Annotated in this window: 12 protein-coding genes and 5 pseudogenes; 12 read left to right on the top strand and 5 right to left on the bottom strand. The window is 68.3% G+C overall.

All coding sequences use genetic code 11. From position 1 onward, the window contains the following. Window positions 1–44: 44 nt before the first annotated feature. A pseudogene (locus CTJ15_RS25230) lies at window positions 45–1,090 on the top strand (IS3 family transposase); the annotation flags it as partial. A gap of 60 nt (window positions 1,091–1,150) precedes the next feature. Here the strand turns inward: CTJ15_RS25230 and CTJ15_RS25225 are convergent. Then, window positions 1,151–1,393, bottom strand: a pseudogene (locus tag CTJ15_RS25225) (hypothetical protein); the annotation flags it as partial. A gap of 69 nt (window positions 1,394–1,462) precedes the next feature. On the opposite strand from CTJ15_RS25225, the gene CTJ15_RS25220 reads away from it, so the two are divergent. From CTJ15_RS25220 to CTJ15_RS01905, 6 genes and pseudogenes are all read left to right on the top strand, one after another. Then, window positions 1,463–1,891, top strand: coding sequence for a transposase (locus tag CTJ15_RS25220; RefSeq protein ID WP_081798682.1), 429 nt, complete (start codon window positions 1,463–1,465; stop codon window positions 1,889–1,891). Continuing rightward, window positions 1,888–2,235 (top strand): IS66 family insertion sequence element accessory protein TnpB, encoded by a 348-nt coding sequence (tnpB, locus tag CTJ15_RS01925; RefSeq protein ID WP_027297460.1) that lies wholly within the window; start codon window positions 1,888–1,890, stop codon window positions 2,233–2,235. The genes CTJ15_RS25220 and tnpB overlap by 4 nt, the downstream gene beginning before the upstream one ends. A gap of 62 nt (window positions 2,236–2,297) precedes the next feature. Beyond that, window positions 2,298–2,546 carry a hypothetical protein gene (locus tag CTJ15_RS01920; RefSeq protein WP_099780947.1) on the top strand — a complete coding sequence of 83 codons (249 nt, stop codon included), beginning with the start codon at window positions 2,298–2,300 and terminating at the stop codon, window positions 2,544–2,546. Between the two features lie 123 nt (window positions 2,547–2,669). Beyond that, the gene (gene istA / locus CTJ15_RS01915; RefSeq protein WP_099781084.1) at window positions 2,670–4,211 is read left to right on the top strand and encodes an IS21 family transposase; all 1,542 of its coding nucleotides are present in this window, start codon (window positions 2,670–2,672) and stop codon (window positions 4,209–4,211) included. A gap of 16 nt (window positions 4,212–4,227) precedes the next feature. Further along, window positions 4,228–5,001, top strand: coding sequence for an IS21-like element helper ATPase IstB (gene istB, locus CTJ15_RS01910; protein WP_099780946.1), 774 nt, complete (start codon window positions 4,228–4,230; stop codon window positions 4,999–5,001). Window positions 5,002–5,079: 78 nt separating this feature from the next. Then, window positions 5,080–6,249, top strand: a pseudogene (locus CTJ15_RS01905) (IS66 family transposase); the annotation flags it as partial. A gap of 10 nt (window positions 6,250–6,259) precedes the next feature. On the opposite strand, the gene CTJ15_RS01900 reads toward CTJ15_RS01905, so the two are convergent. After that, window positions 6,260–7,332 (bottom strand): IS630 family transposase gene (locus CTJ15_RS01900; protein ID WP_099780945.1). Its coding sequence is split into 2 segments (ribosomal slippage): window positions 6,260–6,837 and window positions 6,837–7,332, totalling 1,074 coding nucleotides; the frame shifts between segments, so codons are not numbered across the junction. Window positions 7,333–7,372: 40 nt separating this feature from the next. After that, entirely contained in the window at window positions 7,373–8,299 is a 927-nt protein-coding gene (locus tag CTJ15_RS01895; RefSeq protein ID WP_051544361.1) for an ISL3 family transposase, read from the bottom strand. Window positions 8,300–8,403: 104 nt separating this feature from the next. On the opposite strand from CTJ15_RS01895, the pseudogene CTJ15_RS01890 reads away from it, so the two are divergent. After that, window positions 8,404–8,622 (top strand): annotated as a pseudogene (locus tag CTJ15_RS01890) (IS5/IS1182 family transposase); the annotation flags it as partial. 158 nt (window positions 8,623–8,780) lie between these two features. Here the strand turns inward: CTJ15_RS01890 and CTJ15_RS01885 are convergent. Together CTJ15_RS01885 and CTJ15_RS01880 are read right to left on the bottom strand one after the other, a co-directional pair. Beyond that, entirely contained in the window at window positions 8,781–9,386 is a 606-nt protein-coding gene (locus tag CTJ15_RS01885; protein WP_099780943.1) for a hypothetical protein, read from the bottom strand. 69 nt (window positions 9,387–9,455) lie between these two features. Further along, window positions 9,456–10,281, bottom strand: a pseudogene (locus tag CTJ15_RS01880) (IS5 family transposase). 287 nt (window positions 10,282–10,568) lie between these two features. Between CTJ15_RS01880 and CTJ15_RS01875 the strand changes: the two are divergent. From CTJ15_RS01875 to qatD, 4 genes are all read left to right on the top strand, one after another. Further along, entirely contained in the window at window positions 10,569–12,374 is a 1,806-nt protein-coding gene (locus CTJ15_RS01875; RefSeq protein WP_099780942.1) for a P-loop NTPase fold protein, read from the top strand. 110 nt (window positions 12,375–12,484) lie between these two features. Continuing rightward, window positions 12,485–13,201 carry a hypothetical protein gene (locus CTJ15_RS01870; protein WP_126281734.1) on the top strand — a complete coding sequence of 239 codons (717 nt, stop codon included), beginning with the start codon at window positions 12,485–12,487 and terminating at the stop codon, window positions 13,199–13,201. Then, on the top strand, window positions 13,198–14,493 hold the full coding sequence (gene qatC, locus CTJ15_RS01865; protein WP_099780940.1) for a Qat anti-phage system QueC-like protein QatC: 1,296 nt from the start codon (window positions 13,198–13,200) through the stop codon (window positions 14,491–14,493). The genes CTJ15_RS01870 and qatC overlap by 4 nt, the downstream gene beginning before the upstream one ends. After that, on the top strand, window positions 14,490–15,254 hold the full coding sequence (gene qatD / locus CTJ15_RS01860; RefSeq protein WP_099780939.1) for a Qat anti-phage system TatD family nuclease QatD: 765 nt from the start codon (window positions 14,490–14,492) through the stop codon (window positions 15,252–15,254). The genes qatC and qatD overlap by 4 nt, the downstream gene beginning before the upstream one ends. The last annotated feature ends 939 nt before the right edge of the window (window positions 15,255–16,193 follow it).

Genomic DNA, 16,193 nt, shown 5'->3' with positions numbered 1-16,193 from the left:
CTGTGACGGACACCTCTGATAGGCTGAAGGGCCTGGAGGTACGGATGGCAGAGGGTAGCGGAAAGCGCCGGTTCTTTCCGGAGGCGTTCAAGCTGGAGGCGGTGGCAGCGGTCCGCGGTGGGCGGTCGGTATCGCAGGTGGCGGCCGAGTTGGGCCTACCGGACCGGCTGGTGCGCAGCTGGCTGCGCTGGGCGCCGACGGGCACGGCGGTGGGGAGCGGCGCGCCGGCGCTGGCGGTTCCGACACCACCGGCGGCGCCGGCGCGTCGCGTCGGCCCGAGCCCGGCCGAGCAGGCGGCCGAGATCGGGCGGCTGCGGCGCGAGGTCGAGCGGTTGCGCATGGAGCGCGACATCTTAAAGCGAGCGGCGCTCATCTTCGGCCAGGCGACGGACCGGAGGTGAGCTATGGCTTCATTCGCGATCACGTCGCCGTCTTTCCGGTTGCCATCCTGTGCGAGGTGCTGGGCGTGAGCCGCAGCGGCTACTACGACTGGGCTCGCCGGCCGGAGAGCAGGCAGGCGGCGGCCGACCGGGTCCTCGCAGCCGAGATCCGGGCCACGCACGCCGACAGCCGTGGCCGCTACGGCAGCCCGCGCGTGCATGCCGCGCTGCGCGCCCAAGGACGGCGGGTTGGCCGCAAGCGGGTGGCGCGGCTGATGCGCGGCATGGGGCTGTCGGCACGGCGTGGTCGCCGGTTCCGGTGCACCACCGACAGCCGGCATGCCTTCCCGGTCGCCCCCAACCTGCTCGATCGCGACTTCACGGCCGCCGCGCCCGACCGGGTCTGGCTGGCCGATCTGACCTATCTGTGGACCGCCGAGGGCTGGCTGTACTTGGCCGTGGTGCTGGACCTGTGCACGCGCCGCGTGGTCGGCTGGGCCATGGCGGACCACCTCGGCCACGAACTCGCCCTGGCCGCACTCGACATGGCGATCGCCTGCCGACGGCCCGCCCCTGGCCTCCTGCACCATGCGGATCGCGGCGTGCAATATGCCGCCCATGGCTATCGCCGCCGGCTCGCCGAGCACGGCATGCTCTGCTCGATGAGCCGCAAGGGGAACTGCTGGGACAACGCGCCGATGGAGAGCTTCAATCGTGTCGTCAATGCCCAGAATGACTGGCCCATCCGGCGCGAAGGCTGTGATCAGGTGCGCCAGCAGAAGACGCGATGCTGCCCGGGGGCTCCAGACCGCCCGGTTGAGCACCCGATGATAGTTCACGAAGCGCCGCTCCTGCGCGAGCCCGCTGATCTGCAACAGGCTGGTCACCGTACGTTTGCCGGGTGCCAGGATAGCCCCGATCAGCAGCACCTCCGCGTGTTGCCAGCTGCGCTGGAAAAACAGCGGCGCAAAGCTCAGGATCACCGCGGCGAAGCGGGATGGCAGGTGAAGCATGGCGGCGTCTCTTGGCGGGGACACGCCAGCCTAGCCAGTCACCCGCCTCGCCGCCTACGCCTGCCTCAGATGGCCAAAGTCGAGCTTAGTGACGCTCGTAAGGGCGACGCTAAGGACGGGGGCGGGATGGAGATCATCACCGGGGTAGAGCGACGTCGTCGCTGGCGCGCCGAGGACAAGCTGCGCGTGCTGGCCGAGGCGGCGCAGCCTGGGGCGCGGACGTCCGAGGTAGCCCGGCGGCATGATATCAGCCGCGGCCTGCTCTGGTACTGGCGGCGTCAGCTGCGGCAGGGCCGCCTGGTGGTTCCCGGTGCACCCGAGCCGGTGTTCCTGCCGGTGCAGGTGAGCGACCCGGTCCCTCCCGGGCCTGCGGCACCCGCCGTGGCGGTTGCGGACCCACGGATCGAGATCGCGCTGCCGGACGGCACCTGCGTGCGGGTGGGGGCTGACGTGGACACGGCGGCGCTGCGGCGCGTGCTGTCGGTGCTGCGGCGGTGATCCCGGTTCCCGCTGGTGTGCGGGTCTGGCTGGCGGTGGGCCACACGGACATGCGCCGCGGCATGAACGGGCTGGCGCTGCAGGTGCAGGAGGCACTCGGGCGCGACCCGCACGCCGGGGACCTCTATGTCTTTCGGGGCAAACGCGGCGACCTGGTCAAGATCCTTTGGCATGACGGGCTCGGCATGTCGCTCTACGCCAAGCGGCTGGAGCGGGGACGTTTTCTGTGGCCCGCGCCTGCGGGTGGCGCCGTGTCCATCTCGTCGGCGCAGCTGGCCTACATGCTGGATGGTATCGACTGGCGGAACCCGCAGCACACCTACCGACCGCAAGTCGCGGGCTGATCCTGCTGGGGGCGACGGTGATTGTGCTGGCGGTGGGTTCCGCTGTCTGATTCACTCATCCCATGACGCGCGCGCCGGACCAGACCGGAGACGTTGAGGCGCTCCGCGCTGCCCTGGCTGCGGAGCGTGAGGCGCGCATCGCCGCCGAGGCTCGTGCGACAGGCTTGGAGGCACGCGCCACGGGTGCCGAGGCGATGATCGCGCACCTCAAGCTGGTCATCGCCAAGCTCCGGCACGACAAGTTCGGCGCCTCCTCCGAGTGCGAATTCCACGCGATGGTGGGCAGAGATTCCACGGCATCGTGGGCATAGCTTCCACGGGATGATGGGCACCGATTCCACGGGATCGTGGGCACCCTGATGAGGGTTGCCTGGGGTGGATTGCCGACAGTCTGAGCCGGCTAAGGAGACCTCGTTGTGAAGGGGGTCTGCCTGATGCCTACCGAGAGATTGTCGATGCGACGGATCCGCGACGTACTGCGTCTGAAATTCGAGGCTGGGTTGAGCGACCGGACCCTGGCGGCCGCGGTTGGCATCAGCAAAGGGGCGGTCGCTGCCTATGTCTATCGGGCCCGGGCGGCCGGGTTGTCCTGGCCGTTGCCGGCGGGGCTGGATGACACGGCGCTGGAGCGGCGCTTGTTCCCGGGGCCGCCGGCGCCGGAGGCGGCCCGCCGTCCCGTGCCGGACTGGGCGCAGGTGGAGCGGGAGTTGCGGCGGCGGGGGGTGACGCGGGCGCTGCTATGGCAAGAGTATCGCGCCCAGCATCCCGATGGCTTTGGCTATTCCTGGTTCTGCGAGGCTTATGACACCTGGAAAGGTCAGGTCTCGCCGACCATGCGGCAGAGCCATGTGGGCGGCGAGAAGGTCTTCGTTGATTTTGCCGGCGACACCATGAGCGTGATCGACCCGGGCAGCGGCGAGGTCTGGCAGGCCAGGCTGTTCGTTGCCTGCATGGGCGCCTCCAACCTGGTCTTTGCCGAGGCCCGCGCGAGCGAGACCCTGGCGGACTGGCTGGGGGCGCATGTGAACCTGTTCGCGGCGCTGGGCGGCGTGCCGAAGTTCGTTGTCTGCGACAATCTCAAGGCCGCCGTCACCAATCCCGACCGGCATGACCCGGGACTGAACCGCTCCTATCTCGAGATGGCGGCGTACTATGGCACCACGATCCTGCCGGCACGGCCAGGCAAGCCGCGCGACAAGGCCAAGGTGGAGCAGTCGGTGCTGCTGGCGGAGCGCTGGATCATGGCGCGGCTGCGCCATGCCCGGTTTTTCTCGCTGGCCGAGCTCAACGCCGCCATCACCGTCCTGACCGCGGAGCTGAATGCCCGGATCATGCGGGGCTTTGGCGCCAGCCGGGCAGAGCTGTTCGCCAGTCTGGATGGACCGGCACTGCGTGGCCTGCGGACGCCGCCCTATGCCTTTGCCCGCTGGCGGCGCTGCCGGGTTGGCCTGGACTACCATGTCGAGGCCGATGGCCATTGGTACTCGGTGCCGTTCCGCCTGATCCGCCAGCTGGTCGACCTCCGCATCAGCGAGGCGACGATCGAGGTGTTCCACAAGGGCGAGCGGGTCGCCAGCCACGCCCGGGTGTCGCACCGGCGGGGCCACACCACCATCGCCGAGCACATGCCGAGCGCGCATCGCCGCCACGCCCAGTGGACGCCGGCGCGGCTGCTGGAGGAGGCCGGCAAGGTCGGGCCGGCGACCATGGCGTTGTGCGAGGCGGTCATGGCGGCGCGGCCGCATCCCGAGCAGGGGTTCCGGACCTGCCTCGGCATCCTCGACCTGGCCCGGACCTATGGCACCGCGCGGCTCGAGGCGGCCTGCGGCCGCGGCGTCGGCATCCGCGCCCGCACCGTCACCTCCATCCGCTCCATCCTGCAGACCGGCCTCGACCGGAGCTTTCTGGAGGAGGAGCCGGACCGCCAGCCGCCGCCGTTGCACGGCAACATCCGTGGCGGCGGCTACTTCCACTGACACCAGAGGAGAGCCCATGCTCGTCCATCCCACCCATGAGCGGCTGATCGCGCTCGGCCTGGCCGGCATGGCCAGGGGCTTTGAAGAGCAGCGACGATCCCCCGACATCGCCGCCCTGACCTTTGAGGAGCGCCTCGGTCTGCTGGTCGACCGCGAGGCGGCCGAGCGGGAAACCCGGCGGCTGGCAACCCGGCTGAAACACGCCGCACTCCGCCACAACGCCAGCATCGAGGACGTCGACCTGCGCACCCCGCGTGGCCTCGATCGGGCGTTGTTCCAGAAGCTGGCCGCCGGCAACTGGATCGACCGCCACGAGGGGCTGCTGGTCACCGGCCCGACCGGCGTCGGCAAATCCTGGCTGGCTTGCGCCCTCGCCCACAAGGCCTGCCGGGATGGCCGCCGCGTGCTCTACCAGCGCGTGCCCAGATTGTTCGAGGCACTGGCCGTCGCTCGTGGCGATGGCCGCCACAGCCGTGCTCTGAAAGCGTTGGCCCGGGTCGAACTGCTGGTGCTCGACGATTGGGGCCTGTCGGTTCTCACGCAGCCTGAACGCGAAACTCTGCTGGAAATCCTGGAGGACCGCCATGGGCGCAGTTCCACCATCCTCACCAGCCAGGTGCCGGTCGAGCAGTGGCACGCGGTGATCGGCAGCCCAACCCTGGCCGACGCCATCCTGGACCGCCTCGTGCACAACGCCCACCGCATCGAACTCCAAGGAGAAAGCATGCGACGCATCACCGCCAGACACGCCATGAGCGCGCAAACGCTTGACGTCAGGGAGCCTTCCTGAACCATTGGTCTATCGGCAGGAAACCTGCCCACGATGCCGTGGAATTCGTGCCCACGATCGCCTGGAACCACCGCCCACGATCACTGGAATACGCACTCCGAGCGCGGCCGCAAGCTCATCGACCAGCTGGAGCTGGAGCTCGGCGACCTCATCGCAACCGTCGCCGAGGAGGCGGCGCGGGCGGAGAGCCAGGGTGGGGAGCGACCCGGGGCACCACCGCACCGCAAGCCCGTCCGGGGTCCTCTGCCCGCTCACCTGCCGCGCGAGCGGGTGGTTGTGCCGTCGCCCGCCGCCTGCCCCTGCTGCGGCGGCAAGCTGTCCAAGCTCGGCGAGGACATCACCGAGACCCTCGAGGTGGTGCCCCGTAGCTGGAAGGTGATCCAGACCGTGCGCGAGCGGTTCTCCTGCCGGTCTTGCGAGACCATCACCCAGCCGCCCACGCCGTTCCACCCCATCGCCCGCGGGCGCGCCGGGCCGAACCTGCTGGCCATGATCCTGGAGGCCAAATTCGGCCAGCACCTGCCGCTCAACCGCCAGAGCGAGACCTACGGCCGCGAGGGGGTGGAGCTGAGCGTCTCCACCCTGGCCGACTGGGTCGGCACCGCCGCGGCCGTGCTCTCGCCGCTCCACGCCCTCGTCGCGGCGCATGTCCTGGCCGCCGAGCGGCTGCACGGGGACGACACCACCGTGCCGCTACTCGCCCGCGGCAAGACCGTCACGGCCCGGCTCTGGACCTACGTGCGGGACGCCCGGCCCTTTGCCGGACCGGCCCCACCGGCCGCGCTGTTCCAGTTCTCCCGCGATCGCACGGCCGAGCACCCCAGGCGCCACCTGGCCTCATACGATGGGATCCTGCAGGCGGACGCCTATGCCGGATTCGGCGAACTCTACCGCCCCGACCGCAAGCCAGGGCCGATTACCGAGGCCGCCTGCTGGGCGCACCTCCGCCGAAAGGCGTTCGAGCTGGCCGAGGTTGCCCGCGCACCACTCGCGGCCGAGGCCGTGCGGCGCATCGACCGCGTGTTCGAGGCCGAGCGCGAGGTGAACGGGTGCCCCGTCGCGGAACGTCTGGCCCATCGCCAAGCCGTCGTGGCCCCGCTCGTCGCTGAACTCCACGCCTGGATGCTGGAGACCAGGGGCAGGATGTCGCGCCACAACGACGTCGCCAAGGCGCTGGACTACGCCCTCACGCGCTGGGAGGCGTTCACCGGGTTCCTGGCCGATGGCCGGGTTTGCTTGACCAATAATACGCCCGGCTTCATTGAGTGACACGTGCCCATTCACGGGTTCCGATAGAGGTGATGCGTTTGGGTTGTTTGGTGAACCAGAGCCAAGCGTCACAGCATGCGTCGACGATGGCGTCGTAGGTTTTGAACACGCGGTTGCTGAGCTTGTTGGAGCGCAGGTAGGCCCAGACATTCTCTACCGGGTTTAGCTCCGGGCTATAGGGCGGCAGGTGCAGGAGCGTGATGTTCTCGGGCACGCGCAGCTTGTCCCCGGTCTGATGCCAACCGGCGCCGTCGATCGTCAGCACGGCATGCGCGCCTGGGGCGATGTTGGCGCTGATTTCGGCCAGGTGCAGGTTCATCATGGCCGCGTTGGCGAACGGCAGCACCAGGGCTGCCCCCGTGCCACGGGCCGGGCAAATGGCTCCGAACAGGTAGGCCCAAGCGTATCGCTGATCGCGCGGTGCCGCCGGCCGCGAGCCGCGTTCGGCCCACACGCGGGTCAGCGTGCCTTGCTGGCCGATGCGGGCCTCGTCCTGCCACCAGAGCTCGAGCGGCTTGCCGCGGGCGTGCTCGGGCAAGGCTGCATCTACGAGGGCGGCGAAGTTGCCTTGAAAGACGTCTGCGCCGCGGCGTTGTGGCCGGGGTGGCGAGGGCGGGCCACCAGGCGGCGGAAGCCCAGCCGACGCAGCACGGTGCTGATCGTGCGTTCGGCCAGCACGATGCCAAACCTGGTCTCGATCGCTCGCGCGAGGTCAGCCCTGCGCCAGCGGACAACGCCGTGCTCTGCCAGATCTGGGCCACGGCGAACCCATTCGGCGACCTCACGCTCCTGCTCGGGCGAGAGCAGTCGCTTTGGGCCAACATCGCCTTGTCGGTCGGTAAGGCCGGCCAATCCTTCCTCGTTGTAGCGGTGCACCCAATCCCGCAGCGTCTGCCGATCCATTCCAGCCGCTTGCGCCGCTTCTGTCCGTGAACTGCCCTCCATCACCAAGGCCAGTGCCAGCATTCGACGAGAGGCCGCAACGCTGCCACAGCGGCACGCTGCTCGACGTAGCCCGGATGCATCCAGCTCATCCCGGGTGATCTTGATCGGTGCCGCCATACTGACCTCCGCGAATCGCTGCAGAGAACAGCGAATCACGTCAGTGCAGGTCAGGAAATCCCAAGAGAGTCGGCCATATCAGCCGAGCGTATGAGGCTTGGCTCGCCCGCTGCGCCGCGTTCGGTGGATGGGACAGAGGCGGCGGCACGCCCGGTAAGGGCTCGCCCTGGGCTTGCGTCTCGGCGGTCCGCTGTGCCGCCCGACCGGTGGCGTTGCCGTGCCGTTCCACGAGGGCCCGGACCGCATCTCCGAGGTTGCGCAGCAGGTGCCAGCGATCCGCTACCTGGATTGCACCGGGCGCGCCCTGCCGGACCCCGTCCGCGTAGGCGCCCGCCCGGCCTCGGGCCACGATCTCCACGCCAGGGTGCTGGCGCAGCCACGCCGCCAGGGTCTCCGCTTGGCGGTCGGGCAGCAAGTCGACGGCGCGATTGCGCTCTAGGTCGACCAGCGCCGTGCCGTAGTGATGGCCTCGGCGCCAAGCCCAGTCGTCCACCCCGAGCACCCGGGGCGTCGCTGCCGGCATGGCGTCCCGGCCCTCCGCGCGGGTGATCCGCAGCAACGTGTCCGGGCTGGTCGCCATGGCTAGACGCTCGATCAGGCGCGCGCCGGCCTCGCCCCCGAGCGCCAGGCCTACACAGCGCTGCAGATCGCCCAGTCGCCGGGTCCGCCGTGCCCCGGCGGCCGCAACCTCCGGGAGCCGCTCGGCGAAGGTCTGCCGGGTACAGGTCGGGTCGAGGCAGCGGAACCGCCGTGCCTGGAGACGCAGCGTCACAGGGCGGCCCTGCCATGGCAGATCAGCGAGGCGGCGTTGGTAGTGGCTGTGAACGCGCCGTGACGACGTGCCGCAAGCTGGGCAGGCGGCGGCCTCGGGAGGTAGCGTGGCGGCGATGATGATGTGATCGGAAGCGGGCAGGACCTGCTGAACCAGCAGCCCCGCTGGAAGCAGAGGCAGGAGACGCTTGGACAATCCCAGCTTTCAGAGAGAGGAACGACGCCCCTCCAATGTGATCATCCTACCCCGGAACGACGAGCCCACAGCACGGAATTTGCGGGAGAACCAACTCACGAGTAGCATTGACAATCGGCCACATGAAGGCCGACGGCCGCCTCGCCCGCTGCGCCCTCAAGGGCACCATCGGCGACGCCCTCCACGCCGTCCTCTGCGGCTGCGGCCACAACATCCGCAAGATCCTCGCCCACCTGCGGGCTCTCTTGCTCGCCTTTCTCGCCAGCCTCGTTCAGGCCCTCACACAGACCAGCCGCCATCCAGCAATGGGCCGAACAGCCTGATCAGGTTGTTCAGAGCCGACTACCCAACTTCGTCCGATCCTGCTCTTTCACCGCGGCGGTACGGCAGGAGCGCAGTCTCCTCACCGCCGAGGATCACCGATCACTCGGACAGGGCCGCTCCATCCAACGACGGGGCATCCGGGATCATGGTCACCACGTCACCGCCTCATGCCGGGAGATACCCCGGCGTCGTCGGTGTCCTGATCCTTGGCGGATGTCGCCCTCTCAGGGGTGTGGCTAGCCCGGATGGCATCCAGGCCCCGGCGGGTCACGACGAACAGGGTGCATCCAAGGGACGGCGAGGCCTGTACCAGACTGGAGGCCTGGAGCCGTTCGAGGGTCGGCCTCAGGGCCGCCGTGCGGACACCCAGGGCATGGGCGATTGCCTTGTCGGAGAGGAGGCCCCGCGAGCGCCCGACCTCCCGCAGAACCCGGAGGGCAAGGCCATGGGGGCCTGCCGAGGAGAGGTCGGCCATCCCGTGGGTCCGGATGGCGGTATCGGCGACCCCACCCAGGGCCTCGATCATGCCTTGAATGCGGAACTCCCCCGGGGTGGCGCCGGTGCGGGTGGCCAGGAGGATGGCAGCATCGGCGAGGCCCACATGCAGGACCTCCTGGACCTCCGTCCTGCCCCCGGCGATGGCCTCGACAAGGGAGGCGGTGACGCCACTCAGCTGCTCCAGGGCGAGGCGGTCCTGCCCGGATCGGATGGCGTCGGAAAGCTCTGCCGTGAGCTGGGCCGCCTCGGCCGGATCCGTCGACATGAGTGATCTCCCTGGATGTCCAAGGAGGAGGCTCAGGACATGCAAGGCACTAGGGCGTCTCTGCAAAGGCTACAGCCACAGTAGCAGCATGCCGAGGTGAACCATGGCGAGGTAGTTGGCGGCGCGCTTCTCGTAGCGTGTGGCGATGCGGCGGAACTGCTTGAGGCGGTTGATCAGGCGCTCGACGAGATTGCGCCGTCGGTAAGCCGCACGGTCGAAGCGGGGCTGGCGGCGCTGGTTGCTTTTGCTCGGGATGACAGGCCGAATGTGCCGACCCCGCAGGCGGTCGCGGGCGGTCGGGCTGCTGTAGCCCTTGTCGCCGGCAACTCGTCGCGGCCGCAGACGGGGGCGGCCCCGTCCAGGGCGACGGATCGCACCCCCATCCAAGAGTGCCTCAAGGGCGATCTGCTCGTGCCGCTCGCCGCCGGTCAGCACGGCCGTGATCGGACGGCCATTCCCCTCAGCACGCAGGTGCAGCTTGGTGGAGAAGCCGCCCTGGCTGCGGCCCAGTGCCTCCCTGGCCTGGGCCACGCCCCCCGATAGCGCCGTCTCGGCGGGCGCCGGCGGCGTGCTGATGCGCCCGGATAATGGTCGCATCCACGAAGTGCAGATCCCAGTCCACCTCGCCCCGCGCGTCGGCCTCTGCCTGCAACGCCGACAGGATCCGGTCCCAGAGCCCTGAGGCACGCCAGCGATAGAAACGGCTCGACACCTTCCCAGCTGGGCCATAGTGCCGCGGCAGGTCATGCCAGGGCGCGCCCGTGCGCAGGACCCACAAGATGCCATTCAGGATGCGCCGATGCGGCGCGTTCGGTCGCCCCGTTTGGGGCTTCTCAGGCGGCAGGTGCGGCTCCAGCCGCCGCCACTGCGCCTCCGTCAAATCACCTCGTCTCACCCCATCTATATGGGGTCACAGATCCGAAACGTCCTCCGTTTGCAGAGACGCCCTAGCAACCGGTGACATCGAGCGTCCGGAAGCGCCAAGTTCGGCACCGCAGGGGGGTGCGGCGATGGCGTGCTGTCCGCGATCAGGTCGCGGTCGACGGCGGAGACCGGATAGTGCCACCGCCGGATGGAACCGACGCCGGTGCGCTGTCTCACGCGAATCCTCCTCGTTTTCCCAACCCTCCGACCGTGTAAAAATTAGTGACGCTCTCGATTCGAAGAGTGCATCGGGAGGACATGGCCGTGTGGGCCGACATCGACACGAAGCAGGACTTCCTGAACTACGGCGAGGCAGCGGTCCTGGTCGCCGAGGTCATCCAGGACGAGCGGATGCTGCCGACGTCGATTGGTGTCCTTGGCACCTGGGGTACCGGCAAGTCGAGCCTGCTGAACATCATCGAGGCCGAGCTGAGGGCCGACTCCAAGACGAGGGATGCAATCGTCGTCAGGTTCAATGCCTGGCTCTATCAGGGTTACGACGATGCCAAGGCGGCACTCATGGAGACCGTCGCCGATGCGCTGATCGCCGCCGCGGAACATGCGGAGGACAAGTCCTTGCCTGGCCGGGCCATGGAGCTTGCCGGGCGGGTCAGGTGGTTCCGCGCCGCGGGGGTCGCGGCCGAGGTCGGGGCGGCCTTTGCGGGCATTCCCCTGTTCGGTGCGGCGCGGGCAGCTGCAGCGGCGGGCGAGAGGCTGCTTGAGGGTGGAGGTACCGAGGATGACCTCAAGAAGGTGCGGGAAGGCGCTAAGGAGGTCGGTGACAGGGCGAAGGGCCTCATCTCGGACAAGGCGAAGCGGACCCCGCCCAGGGAGATCGACGAGTTCAAGGCGGAGTTCGGCAAAGTCCTGGGTGGCCTGAAGAGGACGCTCGTTGTCTTCGTGGACAACCTAGACCGCTGCATGCCGGAGCAGACGATCCGCACGCTGGAGGCCATGCGCCTCTTCCTCTCCATGCACCGGACCGCCTTCGTGGTGGCGGCCGACGAGGAGATGGTCCGCCAGTCCGTGCGGGCGCACTTCGCCAACATCGGCGAACGTCACGTGACGGACTACCTCGACAAGCTGATCCAGATTCCTGTTCGGGTTCCACGCCTCGGTGTCCGCGAGGTACGGGCCTACCTCTTTCAGCTCCTCGCCGATGCGGAACGGATGGAGGCGGAGGTCCAGGCCCGTCTGCGCAAGGACCTGACGGACAACCTGCAGGCAGCGTGGCGGGACGATCCGATCTCGGTGATCGATGTGGTCTCCGTCCTCGGGCTGGATCCCGCCTCGCCCCAGGCTGTTCCGTTCTCCACGGCCGACCGGATCGCACCCCTGCTCGCGATGCCGCCGGTCAACGGGAACCCTCGCCTGATCAAGCGCATGCTGAACGTCGTGCGGATGCGTGCGCGGCTGGCTAGAAGGAGGTCCATGCCCGTCTCGGAGGACATCATCGCCAAGGTCGCGCTTTTCGAGCGTTGCATGAGCGAGGATGCCACCAAGGCGTTCTATGCCCTGATCCAGGCAGCAGAGGATGGGCAGATCAAGCAGTTCGCCGTCCTGGAGGGGCTGACGGACGAGCCTGCAGCCTTCGTAGATGCGCTCCCCGAGAGCTGGAAGCGGGAGGCCGACCTCCTGCGTGCCTGGTTCGCGCTGGAGCCTAAGGTATCCGGCGATCTCCGCCCCATAGCCTACCTCGGGCGGGATACGGCGGCGCTGTCCGTGCAGAAGGCTGCGCTATCGCAGGCTGGACGAAGCGCGCTGGCGATCCTTCTGGGCCTGGAATCGCGTACGAGCCACGCGGCCCGAAAGGCCCTGGAGGCTGTTCCGCAAGCCGAGAATGTCATCCTCATGGAGGCTGTGACGGCTGAGATGCGAAAGGAAGTAGACTGGAGCACTCAGCCGAAAGGCTGGTGGGGTGCGCTGCTTCTATCCGAGCATGATCCATCCACCCTGGTCATCCTGCAGCGTGTGATCGGTGAGCGCGCTGGAGAGAAGCCCCCGGCCTGGCTCAGGGCAGCGAACAGAGCGTCAAGCGTCCTACCTGGCCAGGGGCGCAGCTGATGGGGACTTCGGCCTCGGCCAAGGGTCCACGGCCCGGCTCTCCCCTGATACCGCCATGGGCCGACCCGGCACCCGACGAGGTCGTGCCTGCCCCTGCTCCCGAGGACGACGTGCCGGAGGATGCGGCGGCCCCGGGGAGTTCTGCAGACAACGATCCGGCAGCCGCTCGTCCGGCGACGCTGAACCTGCTGGGCTTCCGCCGGTCGCTCGGCAATGCGGTGGCCAGTGGAGCGTCCGGGGGCTTCGGCAGGGCGCTCGGGAGCTATGCGAGGGCGACCGGTGGCGGACGTACCGCCGCCCGGAGGCTCGGTTCGCCCCTGAGGACGGGTGGCCGCATCCACTCTCTGTTCGGCACTCGAACAGCCACAGGCCCGAACGGGCAGACGATCACGCTAGCCAGCCTGGACGGCCTGAGCGTCCGCGTCGCCGTCGATCGGATCGTGTCGGCGCTTGTTCCCCTGGATGGTGACCGCGACAAGGTGGCGGCCGCGCTGCAGGATGCCCTATCGACCGCCCTGGCGGGTGCTGAGACCTTCGACCAGAACGCCATCACGCCCGACGTCCTGACCGACATGATGGTCATCTACCTGAGGGACGTGATCTTCCAGACCGTGATCGCGGACTCCGGGCGGGCCTTCCAGCGAACCGACGATCTCCAGCAGGTGGCGAGGATGGAGAGGGAGCTGCTGGCCCTGGTGGGGCAGGTGGTCAACGACCAGGCGCGTTCCCTCCTGACCGGATCAAGCGGGCTGGGAGAGGCCCAGATGGTCGTTCTTCAGGAGCAGATCGTCACCGAGGTATGGGATGTCTGGGAGAGCGGCCTATGACCTCGACGATCCGCTGCGTTCGTGACCACACACAGGTCCGGCCGTCGTCGCCGGATGACCGAACCGTCCTGTCCTGCACCGAGTCGCCGCCCTACTTCTCCGGCCCGAGCGTCGGGCGCGGCATCGGACACACGCTGGCGCGGCTGGGAGGACAGGCCTCGACAGGAGCGCGGGATCTGGTCGCAATCGCCATGGGCGTGACGGCGGCGGATACCTTCGTGAACCGCGCCGACGCCGCAGACGGCTGGTGTCGGATGATCCATCTGGTCGTCCCGGTCGAGGATCCGGATGCCTGCAACGGCGTGGTGGATATCCTGCGCGAGGCCCTGGGATTTCTCAGCGGCGACATGTGGAGCCTGGAGTTCGTGCAGGCACCGCCCTGGGACCTGCCCGCGGTCCGGCGGCGTCCCCAGCTCGGCCAGGCCTCCTGCGCCATCCTGTTCTCCGGCGGTCTCGATTCGGCAATCGGCGCCCTGGACCTGCTGAAGGCGGAGAAGCGTCCCGTCCTGGTCCGCCATGCCTATCCCAAGGATGCCTCCAAGCAGACCCTGGTGATGAAGCAGCTGCCCCCCGGACACATGCAGGTCGCCTTCAACGCGGATCCAAGGTGTACGGACATCAGGCACGATGTCTCGATGAGGACCAGGAGCTTCAACTTCCTTGCGGTCGGGGCGGCGGTGGCCGATGCGATCTCACGCACGAAGAACGTGACGTCGACCGACCTGCTGGTCCCCGAGAACGGCTTCATCGCCCTCAATCCCCCGCTGACCAGACGCCGCCTCGGAAGTCACAGCACCCGGACGACCCATCCGCACTTCCTGGCCCGCTACCAGCAGGTCCTGGACGGACTCGGGATACAGGCACGGATCGACAACCCCTACCGGAACCGGACGAAGGGGGAGATGATGCGTGAGTGCAAGGACAGACTGCGGCTTCGGGCCGTCGCGCCCGTCACCGTGTCCTGCGGGAAGTGGAAGCGCCGCAACCAGCAGTGCGGGAAGTGCGTCCCGTGCCTGATCCGGCGATCTGCCTTCAAAGGAGTGGGCTGGACGGATACGACTGACTACGAGGCACCCGATCTCAGAGCGGCTCTCGATGAGATGCGCTATCGGGACGACGTGCTGGCGATGGGGCTGGCCGCCGGGCTACCAGCTTCGGAGATGGCCGCGTGGGCACGGACGAGCGGGCCGATGCCGGAGGACGAGGCCGAGTTCGACGACTGGGTCGGCGTAGCCGGGCGTGGCATAAAGGAGGTCGCCACCCTGCTACGGAAGGAACGGATCATTCCTTGATCGACTTCCACTGCCATCTCGACCTTTACCCAGAACCGCACGCCGTGACTGAGGCCGCGATGAGTTCGGGCGCCTATATCCTTTCCGTCACGAACACTCCTTCAGCCTGGTCCGGCACCAATGCCCTCGCCGCCGGAAGCAGGCGGATCCGTACAGCCCTCGGCCTCCATCCGGCCCTCGCCCATGAGCGGCGACATGAATTGGACCTCTTTGATCGCCTTGTGGGACAGACACGCTATGTCGGCGAGGTGGGCCTCGATGGCTCGCCGGAGCTGAAGGTGCATGCGGGTGTGCAGGAGGAAGTGTTCTGTCACATCCTCCGCACCTGCTCCAGGAGCGGTGGCCGCATCCTCAGCATACACAGCAGGCGCGCGGCCGGACCTGTCTTGGATCTACTGCGGGCCGAGCCGGATGCCGGAGTGCCGATCCTCCACTGGTTCAGCGGATCGGCCGCGGAGTTGAAACGTGCCATCGATCAGGGCTGCTGGTTCTCGATCGGCCCGGCGATGGTCCGTGGTCGGCGCGGGGCCTCGCTGGCTGCTTCCATGCCCCGCGACCGCGTCCTTCCCGAGACGGATGGGCCGTTCGTCGAGAGCGGAGATCGGCCACTGCTGCCCGGTGAGACAGGCGAAGTGGTCGCACATCTCTCGAAGGCGTGGGGCGAGGCGGCGGCGAGCGTATCGGACCGCCTGGCCGAGAACCTGAGGATCCTGGGAAGACTGGCAGGATCCGACCGCCAGCTTCCGGATGAGGTGGCGTGACAGCCACTGCATGAACCCGCACGAGGAGGCCATCCGCTACGCCGAGGAGCATGCTGGCGGGCTGTTCCCGGAGATTCCGGAGGCCTGCCGTCCTCGTCTTGTCGAGATCACGCTCCGGGCACTCCGCTCCCCCGGTGGATCGCATAGCGGTTTCGCTTCCTGGCTCTTCGACGAATTCGCCACTCTCAATCTCGACTGGCGCCTTGTTGCCAATGCCCTCACCGGGGAGTGCCAGCGGCAGGGGTTCATCGCCAGCCGACCCACTGGATCCAAGGTGCGCTGGATGGCAGCACGCCAGGGAGCCTGCGGCTGCTGCCAGGAACTCGATAAGCAGGTCTACATGGTGGTAGCCCCTGACGACCCGGACCGGGACTGGCACCATCACGTATGGCGAGGGAAGTCCCGACTGGATCCGACGGCAATGACCGGCATATCCCAGGGGAACTGGCCAGCGGCTGGAATGCAGCATCACGGGTGCAGATGCGCCTGGTCCCCCGAGCCTGACGGCACATGTCCTCCAGGTGTCGATCCCGACTTCGACCGATGGCTCCGGGAGAAGCTGCGGGCCGTCCAGCCTTCCCGAAGGATTCCTGACGCCAGGTCGGATGCAATGGGACGATGCACGGCAGCACGGCTCAAGTCGCCGCCATGAACCTCCCCTTCTAATGCCAACGACGCCCGGCTTGCGGCTGCATATGAAGCGGTGCTGCCGACCGTCACCCGGGACTGGCTGGCCGACCTGCTCCCCACCACCCGCCGTGGTCATCGACGTCGGCGCGGGGACCGGGCGGGATGCAAGAGCCTTCGCGGCGGCAGGGTACGAGGTCGTTGCCATCGAGCCGCTGTCGGGCATGTGGGCCGAAGCTGAGCAGCAACACCCGTTGCCAAACATTCGGCGATTGAAGCCGGTATACCGCGCGGGGCGGGAATCTCACACGG

Source organism: Roseomonas sp. FDAARGOS_362 (assembly GCF_002754815.1).
GTDB classification, from domain to species: Bacteria; Pseudomonadota; Alphaproteobacteria; order Acetobacterales; family Acetobacteraceae; genus Roseomonas; species Roseomonas mucosa.
The sequence above is the reverse complement of the archived record's forward strand: the minus strand, read 5'-3'. Positions and strand labels throughout refer to the sequence as shown.

Excerpts from the sequence above, each read along its gene's own strand:
- CTJ15_RS01885 (WP_099780943.1), bottom strand. The coding sequence starts at position 9,386 with ATGTCGACGGATCCGGCCGAGGCGGCCCAGCTCACGGCAGAGCTTTCC.
- qatC (WP_099780940.1), top strand. The coding sequence starts at position 13,198 with ATGACCTCGACGATCCGCTGCGTTCGTGACCACACACAGGTCCGGCCG.
- CTJ15_RS01875 (WP_099780942.1), top strand. The coding sequence starts at position 10,569 with ATGGCCGTGTGGGCCGACATCGACACGAAGCAGGACTTCCTGAACTAC.
- CTJ15_RS01920 (WP_099780947.1), top strand. The coding sequence starts at position 2,298 with ATGACGCGCGCGCCGGACCAGACCGGAGACGTTGAGGCGCTCCGCGCT.
- CTJ15_RS25220 (WP_081798682.1), top strand. The coding sequence starts at position 1,463 with ATGGCCAAAGTCGAGCTTAGTGACGCTCGTAAGGGCGACGCTAAGGAC.
- istB (WP_099780946.1), top strand. The coding sequence starts at position 4,228 with ATGCTCGTCCATCCCACCCATGAGCGGCTGATCGCGCTCGGCCTGGCC.
- istA (WP_099781084.1), top strand. The coding sequence starts at position 2,670 with ATGCCTACCGAGAGATTGTCGATGCGACGGATCCGCGACGTACTGCGT.